At 64.7% G+C, this 17,666-nt stretch carries 15 protein-coding genes and 1 tRNA gene; 14 read left to right on the top strand and 2 right to left on the bottom strand.

Annotated features, from left to right (window positions below; genetic code table 11):
* Positions 1 to 35 precede the first annotated feature (35 nt).
* Both uvrB and SBI20_RS13360 read left to right on the top strand, forming a co-directional pair.
* Entirely contained in the window at positions 36 to 2,222 is a 2,187-nt protein-coding gene (gene uvrB / locus SBI20_RS13365; RefSeq protein ID WP_317975489.1) for an excinuclease ABC subunit UvrB, read from the top strand.
* Between the two features lie 167 nt (positions 2,223 to 2,389).
* The gene (locus SBI20_RS13360) at positions 2,390 to 2,965 is read left to right on the top strand and encodes a hypothetical protein (RefSeq protein ID WP_317975488.1); all 576 of its coding nucleotides are present in this window, start codon (positions 2,390 to 2,392) and stop codon (positions 2,963 to 2,965) included.
* Between the two features lie 11 nt (positions 2,966 to 2,976).
* Here the strand turns inward: SBI20_RS13360 and uvrC are convergent, their stop codons facing one another.
* Together uvrC and SBI20_RS13350 are read right to left on the bottom strand one after the other, a co-directional pair.
* Positions 2,977 to 4,923, bottom strand: coding sequence for an excinuclease ABC subunit UvrC (gene uvrC / locus SBI20_RS13355; protein ID WP_317975487.1), 1,947 nt, complete (start codon positions 4,921 to 4,923; stop codon positions 2,977 to 2,979).
* 113 nt (positions 4,924 to 5,036) lie between these two features.
* Positions 5,037 to 7,718, bottom strand: a complete 2,682-nt coding sequence (locus SBI20_RS13350; protein ID WP_317975486.1) for a porin family protein — start codon at positions 7,716 to 7,718, stop codon at positions 5,037 to 5,039.
* 408 nt (positions 7,719 to 8,126) lie between these two features.
* On the opposite strand from SBI20_RS13350, the gene infA reads away from it, so the two are divergent.
* The 12 genes from infA to SBI20_RS13290 all read left to right on the top strand — a co-directional run bounded on the left by infA (position 8,127) and on the right by SBI20_RS13290 (position 17,633).
* Complete coding sequence (gene infA / locus SBI20_RS13345; protein ID WP_008071722.1) at positions 8,127 to 8,372, top strand: translation initiation factor IF-1; 246 nt, start codon at positions 8,127 to 8,129, stop codon at positions 8,370 to 8,372.
* A 16-nt stretch (positions 8,373 to 8,388) separates the two neighbouring features.
* A complete protein-coding gene (locus SBI20_RS13340) occupies positions 8,389 to 9,012 on the top strand; it encodes a Maf family protein (protein WP_317975485.1) in 624 nt (207 codons plus the stop codon).
* Positions 9,013 to 9,020: 8 nt separating this feature from the next.
* Positions 9,021 to 10,061, top strand: coding sequence for a ribonuclease (locus tag SBI20_RS13335; RefSeq protein WP_317975484.1), 1,041 nt, complete (start codon positions 9,021 to 9,023; stop codon positions 10,059 to 10,061).
* Positions 10,062 to 10,081: 20 nt separating this feature from the next.
* Positions 10,082 to 10,270: a DNA gyrase inhibitor YacG gene (yacG, locus tag SBI20_RS13330; RefSeq protein WP_317975483.1), complete on the top strand. Its 189-nt coding sequence runs from the start codon at positions 10,082 to 10,084 to the stop codon at positions 10,268 to 10,270.
* Between the two features lie 168 nt (positions 10,271 to 10,438).
* Positions 10,439 to 10,514: transfer RNA gene (locus SBI20_RS13325), tRNA-Phe, on the top strand.
* A 164-nt stretch (positions 10,515 to 10,678) separates the two neighbouring features.
* On the top strand, positions 10,679 to 11,935 hold the full coding sequence (locus SBI20_RS13320; RefSeq protein ID WP_317975482.1) for a tyrosine-type recombinase/integrase: 1,257 nt from the start codon (positions 10,679 to 10,681) through the stop codon (positions 11,933 to 11,935).
* A complete protein-coding gene (locus tag SBI20_RS13315) occupies positions 11,932 to 12,750 on the top strand; it encodes a hypothetical protein (protein ID WP_317975481.1) in 819 nt (272 codons plus the stop codon). The genes SBI20_RS13320 and SBI20_RS13315 overlap by 4 nt, the downstream gene beginning before the upstream one ends.
* 98 nt (positions 12,751 to 12,848) lie before the next feature.
* On the top strand, positions 12,849 to 13,016 hold the full coding sequence (locus SBI20_RS13310) for a helix-turn-helix domain-containing protein (RefSeq protein WP_317975480.1): 168 nt from the start codon (positions 12,849 to 12,851) through the stop codon (positions 13,014 to 13,016).
* Between the two features lie 5 nt (positions 13,017 to 13,021).
* Positions 13,022 to 13,444: a helix-turn-helix domain-containing protein gene (locus tag SBI20_RS13305; RefSeq protein ID WP_317975479.1), complete on the top strand. Its 423-nt coding sequence runs from the start codon at positions 13,022 to 13,024 to the stop codon at positions 13,442 to 13,444.
* Positions 13,445 to 13,504: 60 nt separating this feature from the next.
* Positions 13,505 to 14,602: a tyrosine-type recombinase/integrase gene (locus SBI20_RS13300; RefSeq protein ID WP_317975478.1), complete on the top strand. Its 1,098-nt coding sequence runs from the start codon at positions 13,505 to 13,507 to the stop codon at positions 14,600 to 14,602.
* Between the two features lie 96 nt (positions 14,603 to 14,698).
* The gene (locus SBI20_RS13295) at positions 14,699 to 16,294 is read left to right on the top strand and encodes a class I SAM-dependent DNA methyltransferase (RefSeq protein ID WP_317975477.1); all 1,596 of its coding nucleotides are present in this window, start codon (positions 14,699 to 14,701) and stop codon (positions 16,292 to 16,294) included.
* Positions 16,287 to 17,633, top strand: a complete 1,347-nt coding sequence (locus tag SBI20_RS13290) for a restriction endonuclease subunit S (RefSeq protein WP_317975476.1) — start codon at positions 16,287 to 16,289, stop codon at positions 17,631 to 17,633. The genes SBI20_RS13295 and SBI20_RS13290 overlap by 8 nt, the downstream gene beginning before the upstream one ends.
* The last annotated feature ends 33 nt before the right edge of the window (positions 17,634 to 17,666 follow it).

Genomic DNA, 17,666 nt, shown 5'->3' with positions numbered 1-17,666 from the left:
TTGCATCGCCGGGCAATGTTCCCCATATGTTGCCCATGGCCGAAATCATCATCCGCCGGGGTCTCGAAGAACCCGACACCTCGGGCACCTTCGTTCCCCACAAGCCCGTGCGCCCCGAAAAGCTGGAGCCGGGCCGCCCGTTCAGGGTGGTGTCCGACTATCACCCGGCGGGCGACCAGCCGACCGCGATCGCCGCCCTCGTGGCGGGCGCGCAGGAGGCCGAGAAAACGCAGGTGCTGCTCGGCGTCACCGGCTCGGGCAAGACCTTCACGATGGCCAAGGTGATCGAGGAATTGCAGCGCCCGGCGCTGATCCTCGCGCCCAACAAGATCCTCGCGGCCCAGCTCTATGGCGAGATGAAAAGCTTCTTCCCCGAGAACGCGGTCGAATATTTCGTCTCGTACTACGATTATTACCAGCCCGAAGCCTATGTGCCCCGGTCCGATACCTACATCGAGAAGGAAAGCTCGGTGAACGAGGCCATCGACCGGATGCGCCACTCGGCCACGCGCGCGCTGCTCGAACGCGACGACGTGATCATCGTCGCCTCGGTCTCGTGCCTCTATGGCATCGGCTCGGTCGAGACTTATTCGGCGATGGTCTTCGACCTCAAGGTGGGGGAGAGCGTCGACCAGGGCGAGATCGTGCGCAAGCTGGTCGCCCTGCAATACAAGCGCAACGACCACGCGTTCCAGCGTGGCACCTTCCGCGTGCGGGGCGACAACCTCGAAATCTTCCCCTCGCACTATGAAGACACGGCCTGGCGCGTCACCTTCTTTGGCGACGAGATCGAGGAAATCGCCGAGTTCGATCCGCTGACCGGCAAGGCGGGCACGCGCCTGCAAAACGTGCGTGTCTATGCCAATTCACACCACGTCACCCCCGGCCCGACGCTGATGCAGGCGCGCGAGGCGATCAAGTTCGAGCTGGCCGAGCGGCTGAAGGAACTCAACGCCGAGGGCAAGCTGCTCGAAGCCCAGCGGCTGGAGCAGCGCACGCACTTCGACCTCGAAATGATGGCCGCTACCGGCTCGTGCGCGGGGATCGAGAACTATTCGCGCTTCCTGACCGGGCGCATGCCCGGCGAACCGCCGCCGACCCTGTTCGAATACCTGCCCGACAACGCGCTGCTGTTCGTCGATGAAAGCCACCAGACGATCCCCCAGATCGGCGCGATGGCGCGCGGCGACCATCGCCGCAAGATGACGCTGGCCGAATATGGCTTCCGCCTGCCCAGTTGCATCGACAACCGCCCGCTGCGCTTCAACGAGTGGGATGCGATGCGCCCGCAGACATTTGCCGTCTCGGCCACGCCCGGCCACTGGGAAATGGAACAGTCGGGCGGCGTCTTTGCCGAACAGGTCATCCGCCCGACCGGGCTGATCGACCCGCCCGTGCTGATCCGCCCGACCGAGGACCAGGTGCAGGACTGCATCGCCGCCTGCCGCGAGGCCGCCGCGCAAGGCTATCGCACGCTGGTCACCACGCTGACCAAGCGCATGGCCGAAGACCTCACCGAATTCATGCACGAGGCGGGCCTGCGCGTGCGCTACATGCATTCGGATGTCGAGACGCTCGAACGCATCGAACTGATCCGCGATCTTCGCCTTGGCGTCTACGACGTGCTGGTGGGGATCAACCTGCTGCGCGAGGGGCTCGACATTCCCGAATGCGGCCTTGTCTGCATTCTCGACGCCGACAAGGAAGGGTTCCTGCGCTCGGAAACCTCGCTGATCCAGACCATCGGCCGCGCCGCGCGCAACGTGGACGGGCGCGTGATCCTCTATGCCGACCGCATGACCGGCTCGATGGAACGCGCCATCGCCGAAACCGACCGTCGCCGCGAAAAGCAGCAGGCCTACAACGTCGAGCACGGCATCACGCCTGCCACGATCAAGCGCCAGATCGCCGACATCATCGCCGATACCGCCAGCCGCGACGGGGTGCTGGTCGATCTGGACGACGACACCACCAACAACCTCGTCGGCCACAACTTGCGCAGCCATATCGAAGACCTCGAAAAGCGCATGCGCGCGGCTGCCGCCGACCTCGAATTCGAGGAAGCAGGCAGGCTGCGCGACGAGATCCGCCGCCTCGAAGCGACCGAACTGGGCCTCCCCGAAGGCGAACACAAAGCCCCCATCGTGGGCCGCAGCAACGAAGGCAAACCCGGCACCCGCAAGACCCGCTTCGGCAAATCGCAAAAGAAGTGGGGGAAGTGACCCTCCCCAATCCTCCCCAGTCCTCCCCATGCAATGGGGAGGGGGACCGCCCGCATAGCAGGTGGTGGAGGGGCCGGTGGCAGAGGGACGGGGGCGGTGGGGCTAAAACGGCCAACCCACATTTGCCGGTTCAGAACCCGGCCCCGGCCTGATAGCAAGGGCCCACCATGACCTTGCGCCGCCTCACCCCGCTCGCCGCCCTCACGGCCCTTGCAGCCCTCGCCGCCTGCTCGTCCAAGGCCCCCGTCCCGCAGGACAGCGGGGCCCCGGTCAATGCCGTGCGCGTTCCGCTGCCCGAAAACGAGGCACTGCCCCCCGCGCCTTCGGGCGACACCAAGCCGATCTGGGCCGGATCGCCGGGCGGCGACAGCGTGCGTTTCGGCCAGCCGGGCGGCGCGCCCGCGCTCTCGCTCGCCTGCCGTCAGGGGGTCATCGTGGTCACGCGCCATGTCGTCGCCGAAGTGGGCGCACAGGCGCTGTTCGCGCTTCAGGGCAGCAAGCGCATCGTCCGCCTTGCCGTCGATGCCACCGCCGTTCCGGGCGCGCGCGGCTATCTCTGGCAGGGCAGCCTTCCAGCCGGAGACCCGGCCGCCGAAGTCTTCGACGGCCCCTTCGTCGGCACCCTGCCCGACGCGGGCAAGATCAGCGTGCCGGGCAGCCCGCTGGTCCGCGCCCTTCTCGCCCACTGCGCCACCCACCCGGCCACTGGCGCCAAGCCCGCCGGTCCGGGCGCGGTGGAGTAAAGGCCGGGCGCCTACCCGCCCGGATGATAGAAATCGTAGATGGTCTGCGCCACGGCCTCGCTCACGCCGGGCGCGCGCTTGAGGTCGTCGAGCGAGGCCGCGCGCACTTTGCCCGCCGTGCCGAAGTGGAGCAGGAGCGCGCGCTTGCGGGCCGGGCCGATGCCGGGAATCTCGTCGAGCGGGCTGGCGGTGATCGCCCGGCTGCGCTTGGCGCGGTGGGCTCCGATGGCATAGCGGTGCGCCTCGTCGCGCAATTGCTGGAGGTAGAACAGCACCGGCGAGGTCAGCGGCAGCATCTTTTCCCGGCCATCGGGGAAATGGAAATGCTCGCGCCCGGCGTTGCGGTCGGGCCCCTTGGACACCGCGATCAAAGGCACGTCCTCGATCCCCAGTTCCTCCAGCGTCTCGCGCACGGCGGTCATCTGGCCCTTGCCGCCGTCGATCAGCACGAGGTCGGGCCAGGTGCCGCTGTCGCGGTCGGGGTCTTCTTCCTGCACGCGGCCAAAGCGCCGGGCCATGACCTCGCGCATCATGGCAAAGTCGTCGCCGGGGCGGGTCTCGGCGCGCTTGATGTTGAACTTGCGATACTGGCCCTTGAGGAAGCCTTCCGGCCCGGCCACGACCATGCCGCCCAGCGCATGGGTGCCCTGAATGTGGCTGTTGTCGTAGATCTCGATGCGCCGGGGCACGTCGCCCAGTTCGAGAAATTCGGCCAGTTCGGCCAGAATCTTCGCCTTGGTGCCGGTTTCGGCGAGGCGCCGGTCGAGCGCCTCGATGGCGTTGCGTTCGGCCTGCTCCATCAGGCGGCGGCGGTCGCCGCGCTGGGGCACCGAAATCTCGACTTTTCCGCCCGCGCCTTCATGCAGCGCCTCAGCCAGCAGATCAGCCTCGGGCAAGGCCCGATCGACGAGGATCAGGCGCGGCGGGGGCACTTCCTCGTAGAACTGGGCGAGGAAGCTGGTCATGATCTCGACCTCGTCGAGGCCATCGGTATGCGTCGGGAAAAACGCGCGGTGGCCCCAGTTCTGCCCGCCGCGAATGAAGAAGGCCTGGATGCCGACCTGCCCGCCCTTGGCGGCGATGGCAAAGACATCGGCATTGCCCACGCCCTCGGCATTGATCGCCTGACTGCCCTGGATGAAGGTCGCCGCGCGCAGGCGGTCGCGCAGCATGGCCGCGCGCTCGAAATCGAGCGCTTCTGCCGCCGCGCTCATCTGCGTCTCGATCTCGCGCTGGACCGCGCCCGACTTGCCGCCGAGGAAGTCCTTGGCCTGCCGCACGAGATCGGCATAGCCCTGCTCGTCGATGCGGTCGACACACGGGGCCGAGCACCGCTTGATCTGGTAGAGCAGGCAGGGCCGGTCGCGCCGGGCCATGAAGCTGTCGGTGCAACTGCGCAGCAGGAACAGCTTCTGCAAGGCGTTGATCGTGGTGTTGACCGATCCGGCACTGGCAAAGGGGCCGTAATAGTTCCCCTTCGCCTTGCGCGCGCCGCGGTGCTTCATCAGCCGCGGGAACGCATGGTCTGATCGCAAGAGAATGAACGGGAACGATTTGTCGTCGCGCAGCAGGACATTGTAGGGCGGCCGGTAGCGCTTGATGAGCTGCGCTTCGAGCAGCAGCGCCTCGGCCTCCGAATTGGTGGTCACGATCGTCATCGACCGCGTCTGGCTGACCATCCGGCGCAAGCGGTTGGGCAGGCGCTCGACCTGGGTGTAATTGACCACCCGGTTCCTGAGCGCGCGCGCCTTGCCCACATAGAGCACCTCGCCGCGCGCATCGAGCATCCGGTAGACCCCCGGCTTGGGCGCCAGCGTGCGCACGACCTCGCGGATCGTCTCGACACCCTTGTCGAGGTCGGGCGTCTCGGCACCACCGCGCATGGTGGTGATCGCCGCGTCCTCGTGGAAGCGCTGGGTGTCGCGGTCGGGCGGTGGGGAAGCGGGCTTGCGGGCCATGGCGCGTGAGATAGGCCCTCCCGCCCGGTTTGGGGAGGGGGCGCGCGGATCGTCCGTGGACAATCGCCAAACATTGGCCCCAGCCCGGCCCCCGGCCCAGCCCGCCCCGGCCCTCAGAACTGCTTGCGGAACTCCACCTTGAACAGGCGGCCGACCGGATCGAGATAGCCCGCCTGATAGCGCAGCGGGATTTCGCCGTTCTGGTCGGTCACCTTCTGTATGGCATTGAACAGGTTGTTGACCGACAGCGAGAAGCGCGCGTTCTTGAGGAACGGCACGGCCCTGACCACGCCGGGTCGACGGCCCAGATCGGCGAAAAGCCGGACGTTGACCTTGGCGATCGGATGGAAATCAAGGTTGGAGGTGCCCGAATCCGCCCGCGCCCCGCCGGTATAGGTGCCCGACACGCGCAAGCCGAAGCTGCGATAGAAACCGCCGCCCTCCAGCTCGATGCTGTGCCGCGCCACGCCCGTGCTCGACAGCGCGCTGCCACCCAGCAGGTCGTAGACCGTGCCTCCCGGCGTCAACTGGACCCGGCTCATCATCATGATCGTGTGGGTCAGCGAGAGATTCCAGCGCCCGCGCCCGTCGAAGCCGCCGGGACCGCCGGGACCACCCGGCCCCCTCGGCCCGCCCGGACCTCCGGGCCCGCCCGCTCCGGCCCGGCCACCGGGACCGCCCGGCCCTCCGGGAGGCCCGCCGCGCCCGCCCGGCGGCGGCATTATCCCGCGCATCATCCCCATGCGCGAGCGCGCCATGGCCGGATCGGGCGTGCCGAAGCTGCCCGACAGGTTGATGCCATAGCGCAGGCTGTTGCTCTCCTCGCGCGCGAACGTCACCGGGCTTTCATCGACCGAGAGGATGTCGCCATTGGCATTGCGCGTCACCCGGCCCGGAAAGGCCGCCTCGACTTGCGCGGTCAGCAGCGGGAAGCTGTTGGTGGTGTTGAAGCTGCGATTGCGGAAATATTCGAGAATGAACGTCGAATTGGACAGGAACGGCAAAGTCCAGTTCGCCGCCAGCTTCACGTCGCGCTGGCGCTGCTTGAGCAGGTCCGGGTTGCCCCCGGTGGTGACCGTGGCCAGCACGGTCTGGCTCTTGACGAAATCGTAGATCGCCACGTTCTGCGTGGTCGTGGTCGGCGCGCCCAGATTGGTCAGGGTGGGCGCGGCCTCGGCGCCGATGAAGGTGGCGGTAAAGCTGAGCTTTTGCGTTGGCCGCCAGGTCAGCCCGCCGCCAAAGTCATAAAGCCCGCCAAAGTCGGACAGGCGATGCGCCTCGGCGTTGAAATTGACCGAGAGGTCGCCCAGGAACGCGCCGAAATTCTCGCGATGGCTGGTGATCGGCAGGTCGAGGCTGAAGCCCACTTGCGCGTCGCCGCGTTGCAGGTTGATGGCCCCGCTGGTCGTGCGGGTATCGGTGCTGTGGATGCCCGAATAGGCAAAGCCGGTCTTGACCGTGAGCGAGACCTCCCCGCCGGGCAGGCGGAACGGCTGGCCGTTGATCGTGGCGAGCGAGGTCAGGCTGTCGGTCCGGCTGTGCGCGCGGTCCGGGTCGCCCCCGACGATGGCCCCTGCCGGAAGCGCCCCGGTCGCGCTCAGCGTGCCCGCGTCGACCATGTCCTGAAGCCCCGACAGGTCGGCGCGGCGGTCGATATGCGTATCGGTCACGACATGGCTGCCATCGGCAGTAAGCGAAAGCTGCCACGCCCCCAGCCCGGTGTTGAGCCCGGCCCCGGCCGAATAGGTCGTGGTATAAGTCCGCGTGGTCAGCGGCTCGGGCGCGGTCGTCGTGCGGTTGACGGCGTTGCCCGCATCATCGGTCAGCGACACGGTGTTGAGACCGTTCCAACTGCGGCTGAAATCGCGCTGGACCAGCGCGTTGAGCGTCAGCCCCGTCCCTACCGCCAGCGGTTTCGACCAGGTGGCGTTGAGCGCGGCGCTGTTGGTCTTGGGCTGAAGCGTGCGATAGGCCGCCGGATTGGGGTCGCCCGCCACGTCCGATCCGCTGCCCTGGGTCTGCGTGATGCCGCGCTCGGCCTCGGTGATCGAACCCTGGGACGAAAGCGTTCCGGTCACGTTGAGGCGCGCCTTGTTGGCGATCCTGACCAGCGTGGCCTCCTCGCTGAGGCCGGTATAGCTGCCGTTGCCCGGAACACTCGCGCCGGTCTCGGTCGTAAAGGCGCGATAGTGGTCCTTGAGGATGAAATTGACCACGCGCTGGTCGGGCCGGTAGCCGTATTTGAGCGCGACTTCCTCGGGCAGAACCTCGACCCGGCGGATCGCCTCGGGCGGCAGCCCGCGCATTTCGCGGAACGAGGAAATCCGCATCCCGTTGAGCAGGATCACCGGCCCGTCGCTGCTGCGCCCCCGTCCCGATCCGGTCTGCGGCGCCAGCACCGAAAGCAGTTCCTGAATCGAGCTGACGCCATAGGCCGCGATCGCATCTTCATCGAGCGTCACGATCGGCGGCTGGTCGGCCTTGACCACCCCCTTGATCGGCGTGCCAATGACGAGAATCTCGCCGGTGTTGTCGTCCACCCCGTCGCCATCGGCATCGACACCCGGTGTCCCGCTGGCGGTGACCATCGGCGGGGCATCGACCGTGATCGGTGCGGTCGCGGCCTGCGCATCGCCTTCCCCCTCCCCCGTGCCGGAGGAGGCGGGAGGCGCGTCTGCGGGCGGTGTCGCCTGGGCCTGCGCAATCGCCAGTTCCGGCGCCAGAGCAGAAACCAGCGCCAGCACGGACACCGCACCCAACGACCCGAAGCGACACGACTGGCGGCGAAAAAGCACGAACGCGAAATCCCTGACTTGAATGAAAGACCTGCTCATCGCGAAACGGCCCATCCTGAAACGAACCATCCTGAAACGCAGCATTCCTGTTGGCTGGCCGGTTGGCAGGTCACGCCACCCTTGCTGGCTTTCGATCCCGATGGAAACAATACGCAAATCGTATCAATTTGTCGTCCCCCATCGGCACCGGCAGGTCCGCGCCAGAAGGCGCACGCCCCGCGCCCGCCCGAAATTTCGGGGGGTTTCCTTTTTGCCGGGGGAAGGCTATGGGCGCGACGCGCGTCGTGTTTTCACGACACTCTTTTCCTGTGGCGCTCGGCTTTCTTCTGGTTCCCTGCCCTCCACCGGGCCTGGCACCTGCCCGATGGCTGTCGTGTCACCCCCGTAAAAAGGCTACCGAACCCGCCGATGGCGAAAGAAGAACTCCTTGAAATGCGTGGCACGGTCGTCGAACTGCTGCCCAACGCCATGTTCCGCGTGCGCCTCGAAAACGATCACGAGATCCTGGGCCACACCGCCGGCAAGATGCGCAAGAACCGCATCCGCGTGCTGGTCGGCGACGAAGTGCTGGTCGAACTGACCCCTTACGACCTGACCAAGGGGCGCATCACCTACCGCTTCATGCCCGGCCGCGGCGGCCCTGGCTCGTACTGAGGCTGGCGACCCCATCATGGTCGCCGCTTCTTCCCTGAGTGTGCCTTCCGTGCATGCACCGGCTTCCCGCGCGCCGCTCGTGCTGGCTTCGGCCAGCCCGCGGCGCCGCGACCTGCTCGCGCGCCTCGGCCTCGTGCCCGACAGCGTGATTGCCACCGACATCGACGAAAGCCCGCTGCCCGGCGAACTGCCGCGCGCCCATGCGGTGCGTCTGGCCGCTGGCAAGGCCCGCGCGGCGGCGGCCATGGCGCCCGATGCCGCGATCCTTTCAGGCGATACCGTGGTCGGCGCAGGCCGCCGCATCCTGCCCAAGGCCGAGGACGAGGCCACCGCGCGCGCGTGCCTCGCCCTGCTTTCGGGCCGCCGCCACCGCGTGTTTTCCGCCGTCGCCCTGCTCACCCCCGATGGCCAGTTGCGCGAGGCGCTGAGCGAGACCATCGTGCGCTTCAAGCGCCTGACCCCGGCGGAAATCGACGCCTATATCGCGGGCGGCGAATGGCACGGCAAGGCGGGCGGCTATGCCATCCAGGGCAGCGCCGAAGGCTTCTGCGCATGGATCGAGGGCAGCCATTCGGGCGTCGTGGGCCTGCCTCTCTATGAAACCCGCCGCCTGCTGGTGGCCGCCCGCCTGCTCGCCTGAGCAATCCCGTGGCCGCCACCTGGCTCGTTGAGGAGGGCATCGGCGAGACCCGCGCAGCGCTCGTCGAGGGCGGCACGATCCTGGCCGCACGCATCGACTGGGCTGGCGAAAACACCCTCGCGCCCGGTCTCGTCGCCCCGGCCCGCGTCACCAGCCGCATCGCGGGCACCCGGCGCGGCACGCTCGTCTTTGACAATGGCGTCTTCGAAAACGGCGCCACCGCGCTGGTCGATGGCCTGACCCCGGCGCTTCCCGAAGGCGCCAGCGGCCTGTTCCGCGTGACCCGCGCCGCAATTGCCGAAAAAGGCCGCACCAAGCTGCCGATGGCTCGCCCGGCAGGCCCTGCCGAACAGGCGTGCCCCGCCCCCACTCTTGCGCAAACCCTCACCCAGAGCGGCCACCCGGTGCGCCTGCTCCCCGTCACCGACCGCAGCCTCGACGAGGCAGGCTGGGACGAGGTGATGGAAGAGGCGATGAGCGGCCAGATCGCCTTCCCGCGCGGGGGCCTCTGCATCAGCCCGACCCCGGCGATGACGCTGATCGACGTGGACGGGTTCCCCCCGCTCCCCGCCCTCGCGCTGGCGGCGGTGCCGGCCATCGTCGCCGCCATCGCCCGACTCGACATCGGCGGCTCGATCGGCATCGACTTTCCCACCCTGGCCGAAAAGCGCGACCGACAGGCCGTCGACACCGCGCTGGGCGAGGCGCTGGCCGCTCTGCTCGAAACCACCGGCTGGCGCTCGGAACGCACGGCGATGAACGGCTATGGCTTCGTCCAGCTTGTCTCGCGGCTCGAACGCCCCAGCCTCCCGGCCCTGTTTGCCCGCGCCCCGCTGGCCGCCGCCGCGCGCCAGTTGCTGCGCCGCGCCGAACGGGTCAGTGGCCCCGGCGCGCTCCTGCTCACCTGCCACCCGGCCCTGCGCCGCGCCGTCCGCCCTGAATGGGAAGCCCTGCTCGCCCGCGGCACCGGCCGCGCGCTCCACTGGCAGCTCGACGAGGCGCTGGCCCCCACCGCCGGTTTCGCCCAGGCGGTCACCGCGAGGCCCTGATACCATAAGGCCCTGACATCATGACGACATCCACCACACCGCCCCCTTCCCCGGTCAAGCGCTGCCCGATCTGCCACAAGCCGCGCGTCGAAGCCCACGCCCCGTTCTGCTCGAACCGCTGCCGCGACCGCGACCTGATGCGCTGGCTCGACGATGGCTATGCCCTTCCCGGCCGCGCCGTCGACGCCGAAGACGAAGCCCCGGACTGATCCGCCAACACGCCCTCCGCCACGCCATCTTTCCGCCCCAAAGTTTCCGCAATGGTGTCACGCTGTGGAAAAATAGATGAAACGAGGGGCTGGACAAGCCCCGCCCACACCGCCATAGGGCGCTTCACCAAACGCCGGATGCTCTCCACCGAGACGCTCCGACCGGATGCCTGGGTAGCTCAGTTGGTAGAGCACGTGACTGAAAATCACGGTGTCGGCGGTTCGATTCCGTCCCCAGGCACCATTGGCTTGTGCGCTGATGCCTGCCAAAGATTGAAAAAATCCCCAAATTCTGCCATTTTCAGCATCGGCCTAACCGCTGATGTCCGCCTTTGTCCGCTCGCAGTCGGGCGTTTCAGGGGGCCACCTTGGGGGCCATACTGAAACCGGCGAAAGGCGTGGCCCCCAATGGCACTGACTGACACCGCAATCCGAAATGCGAAGCCCCAAGCGAAGCCCTATAAGCTGGCAGACGAAAAGGGTCTGTTCCTGCTGGTTCAGCCATCGGGCGGCAAGCTCTGGCGGCTCAAGTTCCGCGTCGATGGCCGCGACGATCAGGGCAACCCCAAGCGCGTCGAAAAGAAGGTTGGCTTTGGTGCCTACCCCGACGTGAACCTGAAAGAAGCACGGCGACTGCGCGACGAAGCCCGCGCCACGCTGGCGGCTGGTATTGACCCAGCCGAGAAAAAGCACCGCGACGCGCATACCGCCAAAATCAGCGCCGCCAACTCGTTCCAAGCTGCCGCCCGCGCCTATATCGACAAGTGCAAACGCGAGGGACGCGCACAGGCCACGATCACAAAACAGGAATGGCTGCTGAACTTGCTGGACCGCGCCATTGGCCAGCGCCCCATTGCGGAAATCCAGCCCTTCGAAATGTTGGAGGCGGTCCGGAAATATGAAACCACCGGACGGACCGAAGCAGCCCACCGCGCCCTGCAATTCGCCAGCCAGGTGTTCCGCTTTGCCATCGCCAACCAGCTTGCCGCGTCGGACCCCACCCGCGATTTGCGCGGCGCACTGACCAGCCACAAGGCCAAGCACCACGCCGCTGTTCTGACGCCAAAGCAGGCCGGGGAACTGATGCGGGCAATCGAAGGGTATGATGGCCACCCTGTCACGCGCTACGCGCTGCAATTGGCCGCACTGGCCTTCGTTCGTCCCGGCGAACTGCGCCATGCCGAATGGTCGGAAATCGACACGGACACGAAGGTCTGGCGCATCTCAGCCGAAAAGATGAAAGCGCGCACGGAACACGTCGTGCCCCTCTCACGCCAAGCACTCGACGTGCTTGCCCAAGCCCACGCGTTGACCGGCGACGGACAGTATGTGTTTCCGTCGATCCGCACCCATCTTCGCCCGATGTCGGAAAACACTGTCAACGCGGCGCTGCGGCGGTTGGGCTATTCCAATGGCGACATGACCGGCCATGGTTTCCGCGCGATGGCCTGCACGCTTTTGAACGAATCGGGCAAATGGTCACCCGATGCGATCGAACGGGCCCTCGCCCACAAAGACAAGGATGCCGTGCGCGCCGCCTATCACCGGGGGCAGCATTGGCAGGAGCGGATAGAAATGGCGCAATGGTGGGCTGACTATCTCGATACACTCCGCACGGGGGCCACCGTTATTGAGTTGCCTCGACGTGCGGGGGCAAACCAGTGAAGCTAATTTCTTCTGCGGAAGCGGTGACCTTCCTGTCCCAAGCAGCGCCAAAGCCATGGGTTCAACGTCTGCTACGATGGATGGCGCTTGATGAAGGCCTGCAAGCCTTCACCGGGAAAGGCAGAGTTCAGCCCCACACGTCAGTGATCGCCGTCATTGCCTACTTGATAGAAGAGGCAGGCGAGAGTTCAGGCGACAAGATAGACGCGCTTATACGTCGAGAATTCCCGCACGCCGTTGCAGAGCGTCTGGTCAGCAAGGATCCATTCGATAGATTTGATGATGAGCCCGTTGTGTGGGACGAAATGGATGGCCCCTTGCCAATCGACCCCGGCTTTTTCCTCGTTGCAGATGAAATCGACTGGGACGCTGGGACGTTGATGGCCAGCTACATTCCCGGCGAAGGGGATCTGCGAGATTCGTTTTTTCCTGATTCGACGTTTCTGCAAACCGAATTGGAACGAGCAGAATTCAGCGCTGTTTTGGAAGGCCTAAGCTTCGAAGCGGCCCGGATCGAGCTGCTCCTACCCTCCTTCACGCTCAAACAAAACATGGGGTTTACGGCATTCCAAGCGGAACGGCGCAGCCCTGTGGGACGCCCGCCCAAATGGGACTGGGAAGGCGCTATGGCCCATATCGCTGCCATCGCCCACCATCCCGATGGCTTGCCAACCGGGCCTGGGGCACAAGCTAGGATCGAAGAACTGATAGCGAATTGGTTCAACAGCCAGGTTCAGGATACCCCAGCCGTTAGCCAAATCCGCCAACGAGCAGCCAAGATAATGCGGATGGTCGAAAAGCCTAAAACAGATTAGCGGCCTTTCCGGCGGTTGTTGGCCGACACACTGCCCGGTTTCCCTGATGCTTCCTTGCATCCGCTGGCACCCGCCACGGTTCAAACGGAGCAACACCGATGGAACGCCTTGCCTATTCGATCAACGAGACCGCCCGCGCCCTCAGCCTGGGCCGCACCTCGATTTACGCGATGATCGCCGACGGACGGCTGGAAGCGTTCAAGCTGGGCCGTCGCACACTGGTGAAGGCGGATTCGATCCGCCGCCTGGTAGCGGGCCAGGAGTAAGCCCGGTGCCCGCCCGCCGCGTCAATCCGCACCGGGTGAAGCTGCATCGCACCTACAGCGTGCAGGAACTGGCCGATTGCCTGGGCGTACACAAGAATACAGTACGCCACTGGCAGGGCGCGGGCCTTGCCGCGATCGACGGCAATCGCCCCACCCTGTTTGACGGCAAAGCCACCCGGGCATTTCTGCTGGCCCGCCAGACCAGCCGCAAGCGCCCTTGCCCGCCCGGGACGATCTATTGCTTCGGGTGCCGCGAACCCCGCGCACCCGCGCTGGGCATGGTCGAGTTCATGCCCGGCAAGGGCGCCACCGGCAATCTTGCCGCACTGTGCGAGGCTTGCGGCACCGTGATGCACCGCCGGGCCAATATGGCCATGATTGCCGCCATCATGCCCCGGCTGGCCGTCCAAATCAGGCAGGCACCTTGACGCCTAATAGAGCGCGCCCCGCCCTCCCTGAATTGTGACAAACCAAAGGAACGACCGACCATGGCCAAACACAACGCCGCCAACGCCCGAATGAAGCGGGAATACTTCCAGTATCTCAAGGAAGCCGGGCGCCGCAGCGAAGCCTCGATCGATGCCGTGGCCAAGGCGCTGGACCGCTTCGAACAGGCCAATGGCCACAAGGATTTTCGCAAGTTCCACCGCGAACAAGCCGTCGCGTTCAAGCGCAAGCTCGATGCCGAACGCGCCGTGCGCACCGGCAAGCCCTTGAGCCGCGCCACCGTCAATTCCACGCTTTCGGCCCTGCGCACGTTCTTTGTCTGGCTGGCGGGGCAGCCGGGTTACAAATCCTGCCTGCGCTATGGCGATGCCGACTATTTCAATCTGCCCGATACCGACGTGCGCATTGCCAAGGCCGTGCGCCACAAGCCGTTCCCGACTCTGGAGCAAGTCCACCACGTTCTGTCCATCATGCCCTGCGCCACCGACATCGAAAAGCGCAACCGCGCGCTGGTGGCCTTTGCCCTGCTGACCGGCGCGCGCGACGGGGCGCTGGCATCGTTCCGCTTGAAACACGTCGATCTGCAAGAAGGCCGCGTCGATCAGGACGCGCGCGACGTGCGAACCAAGGCCAGCAAGACTTTTTCCACCTGGTTCTTCCCCGTGGGTGGCCAGGCGCTGGACATCGTGCGCGACTGGTGCACGCACTTACACACGGTGCTGCTGTGGGGAGACGAAGACCCGCTGTTTCCCGCCACCCACATTGCCCTTGGCGAAAGCGGCGGATTCGTGGCAGCAGGCCTGCGCCGCGACGGGTGGACCAACGCCGGGCCGGTCCGCAAGATTTTCGCCGATGCCTTTGCGGCGGCGGGCCTCCCCTATTTCAACCCGCATTCCTTCCGCGACACCCTGGTCCAGCTTGGCGAGCGGGTGTGCCCCAATATCGAGGCGTTCAAGGCCTGGTCGCAGAACCTGGGCCACGCCCGCGCCATGACCACCCTGACCAGCTATGGCACCCTGGCCCCTCACCGGCAGGCCGAGTTGATCCGGGGCATGATGGCAACGAACGACGCCGACTGGACCGAAGACCGCGAGGTCCGCGCCCTGCTCAAGGCACTTGCAGCCAAGGCCAATCTTTAATCTGAAAGGTTCGTGCCTTATCCATGACTTGGTTGGCAAGGCGGCCATGCCGCGCTAACCCGAGGCCCAAACTATGAATGGGCAAGAATCTCCTCAATGGCATCTCAATCGAATAGCGGCAGCGATCTTGGGTTTGAGGCGGACCTCTTCAAGGCAGCGGACAAGCTGCGCGGAAATCTTGAGCCTTCGGAATACAAGCACGTTGCGCTGGGCCTGATCTTCCTGAAATACATTTCCGAGGCATTCGAGGCGCATCGCGCGAAATTGGCAGAAGAAGAATTTGCCGATCCCGAAGACCCCGAAGAATACCTCGCCGCCAATGTGTTCTGGGTGCCGCCCGAAGCGCGCTGGGACCATTTGCAGGCCAATGCCAAGCGCCCGCAGATCACTTTTACCGATGTGACCACCGGCAAGGAGCGGGTGGGCGACATCGGCAACCTGATCGACAACGCGATGGATTCCATCGAGCGCGCCAATGCCGCCGTGCTCAAGGACGTCTTGCCCAAGGACTATGGCCGCCCGCAACTCGACAAGACGATGCTGGGCGAACTGATCGACCTGTTTTCAAAGGTCGGGATGCGTGAGCCTGATGGGAAATCGAAAGACCTTCTGGGCCGCGCCTACGAGTATTTTATCAGCCAGTTTGCCGGGGCCGAAGGGCGGCGCGGGGGCGAGTTCTTCACGCCGCGATCCGTCGTGCAGACCATCGTGGAGATGCTGGAGCCGCATCATGGCCGGGTTTACGATCCCGCCTGCGGCTCTGGCGGCATGTTCGTGCAGTCCGAACGGTTCATCGAAAACCATCAGGGCCGCCGCAGCGACATCGCCATCTATGGGCAGGAGCGCAACCACACCACGTGGAAGCTGTGCAAGATGAACCTGGCGGTGCGCGGCATCGATGCGGACATCAAGTGGAACAACGAAGGGTCGTTTTTGAACGACGCCTTCCCCACGCTCAAGTTCGACTATGCGATGGCCAACCCGCCGTTCAACATTTCGGACTGGTGGCAGCCCCAGCTTGAGGGCGACGTTCGCTGGAAATATGGCCAGCCGCCCGCAGGCAATGCCAACTTCGCATGGTTGCAGCATATCCTTCACCACCTGGCCCCGCGCGGAACGGCGGGCGTGGTGCTGGCCAATGGCTCGATGTCGTCGCAGCAATCGGGCGAGGGCGAAATTCGCAAGGCGATGATCGAGGGCGACGTGGTGGATTGCATGGTCGCGCTGCCCGGCCAGCTTTTCTACTCCACGCAGATTCCCGCCTGCCTGTGGTTCCTGGCCCGCGACAAGAGCGCGAATGGCCATCGCGACCGGCGCGGCGAAGTGCTGTTCATCGATGCCCGCAACCTTGGCCACATGGTGGACCGCACCCGCCGCGAGTTTTCCGAAAGTGACATGGCCGCGATCACCGGAGCGTATCACCGTTGGCGGGCCAAGCCAGATGCCGAGCTTGAAGAATATCAGGACATTCCCGGTTTTTGCAAATCAGCGACCCTTGAGGAAGTCCGCCATCATGGATTTGTGCTTACGCCGGGGCGCTATGTTGGGGCGGAAGATGCCGAAGATGACGGGGTGTCGTTTGAAGAACGGTTTTCCGATTTGCGGTCTAAGCTGAGCGAGCAATTTGCTGCCGCTCAAGACCTGTCCACAGCCATTGAAATTGTGCTTGGCGGAGTGGCCGCGAATGACTGAGTGGGTCGAGACGCCACTTGGCGGCTTGTGCAAATTTCAGGCGGGCGATGCTTTCCCAAAAGAAAAGCAGGGGATCGCGGCAGGGGAATATCCTTTCATCAAGGTCAGCGACATGAACCTGCCTGGCAACGAGAGGTTCATTCAACGGTCGAACAACTGGATACAAAAAGCCGACGCTTCCAAGTATCGTTTGCACCCGTCCGGATCGGTGGTTTTTGCAAAGATCGGTGAAGCCCTGCGAGCTAATCGCAGACGTGTTCTGGTGCGTGAAACGATCATCGACAACAACATGATGAGCGCCGTACCAACGGGCGACATCAATCCTTCATTCTTGCTCTATGTGCTGGAGGGAATTGACTTCAACAACATTAGCCGAGGCAGTGCGCTGCCATACTTGGCGGCAGGTGATCTCAACAAGCTGATCGTAACGATTCCCGGCAAAGAGGTTCAGCAGGCCATTGCTGAAACGCTGTCGCTTCTGGATCAAAAAATCGAACTCAACCGGCGGATGAATGAGACGCTGGAGGGAATGGCGCAGGCAATCTTTCGGGATTGGTTTGTCGATTTCGGCCCCGTGCGTCGCAAGATTGCACTGCAAAGCAGCGCGGGGGGCAAGGCGGCTGGCGAGGCCGACTGGCAAGCGATCATGGGCGGCCTGACCCCAGACCCCGCCCGCGCCGCACAACTCGCCGCCCTCTTCCCCGCCGCCTTCGGCGATGATGGCTTGCCGGTGGGGTGGAAAATGGAGACCATAGGCAATTTAACATCAGAATTGAGACGCGGAATTTCTCCAAAATACACCGTGAACGAAGGCGTGATTGTGTTAAACCAGAAGTGCGTTCGCGATGGAAAAGTTAATTTTTCCCTTGCACGCAAACACGATATAAACGCCCGATCAATCACTGGTCGCGAATTAAAATTCGGCGATATCGTGGTCAACTCAACCGGCGTTGGAACGCTTGGCCGCGTCGCGCAAATATGGCATGTCGATAAAATCACGATTGCCGATAGCCATTTAACCGTTATTCGCGCTGACCAGTCCAAGATTGGACTATATTATCTCGGTATCAATCTCCGGTTATTGCAACCAGAAATTGAATCGATGGGTGAAGGGAGCACAGGTCAAACTGAACTTTCCAGAAAGGCGTTGGGGGAAATGAAAATTGTCACTCCTAATCAGCCATTGTGGAAGGCATTCGATAATCTGGTCACTCCATTGTGGGCACGTGCGGCAGCCGCCGATGAAGAAAACCGCACCCTCGCCGAAACCCGCGACTACCTCCTGCCCCGGCTGATGTCCGGCGCGGTGCGCGTTGTGCCCAAGGGCGAGGCCACCTGATGGCCGGACGCCGCCGTACCCGGCCCGCGCCCT

Source organism: Novosphingobium sp. IK01 (assembly GCF_033242265.1).
Lineage (GTDB): Bacteria > Pseudomonadota > Alphaproteobacteria > Sphingomonadales > Sphingomonadaceae > Novosphingobium > Novosphingobium pituita.
Note: the sequence above shows the minus strand (reverse complement) of the source record. Positions and strands in the feature narration are given on the sequence as shown.

Coding starts and splice junctions, on each gene's coding strand:
- infA (WP_008071722.1), top strand. CDS start 8,127: ATGGCGAAAGAAGAACTCCTTGAAATGCGTGGCACGGTCGTCGAACTG.
- SBI20_RS13360 (WP_317975488.1), top strand. CDS start 2,390: ATGACCTTGCGCCGCCTCACCCCGCTCGCCGCCCTCACGGCCCTTGCA.
- SBI20_RS13310 (WP_317975480.1), top strand. CDS start 12,849: ATGGAACGCCTTGCCTATTCGATCAACGAGACCGCCCGCGCCCTCAGC.
- yacG (WP_317975483.1), top strand. CDS start 10,082: ATGACGACATCCACCACACCGCCCCCTTCCCCGGTCAAGCGCTGCCCG.
- SBI20_RS13340 (WP_317975485.1), top strand. CDS start 8,389: ATGGTCGCCGCTTCTTCCCTGAGTGTGCCTTCCGTGCATGCACCGGCT.
- SBI20_RS13290 (WP_317975476.1), top strand. CDS start 16,287: ATGACTGAGTGGGTCGAGACGCCACTTGGCGGCTTGTGCAAATTTCAG.
- SBI20_RS13320 (WP_317975482.1), top strand. CDS start 10,679: ATGGCACTGACTGACACCGCAATCCGAAATGCGAAGCCCCAAGCGAAG.
- uvrB (WP_317975489.1), top strand. CDS start 36: ATGGCCGAAATCATCATCCGCCGGGGTCTCGAAGAACCCGACACCTCG.
- SBI20_RS13295 (WP_317975477.1), top strand. CDS start 14,699: ATGGCATCTCAATCGAATAGCGGCAGCGATCTTGGGTTTGAGGCGGAC.
- uvrC (WP_317975487.1), bottom strand. CDS start 4,923: ATGGCCCGCAAGCCCGCTTCCCCACCGCCCGACCGCGACACCCAGCGC.
- SBI20_RS13300 (WP_317975478.1), top strand. CDS start 13,505: ATGGCCAAACACAACGCCGCCAACGCCCGAATGAAGCGGGAATACTTC.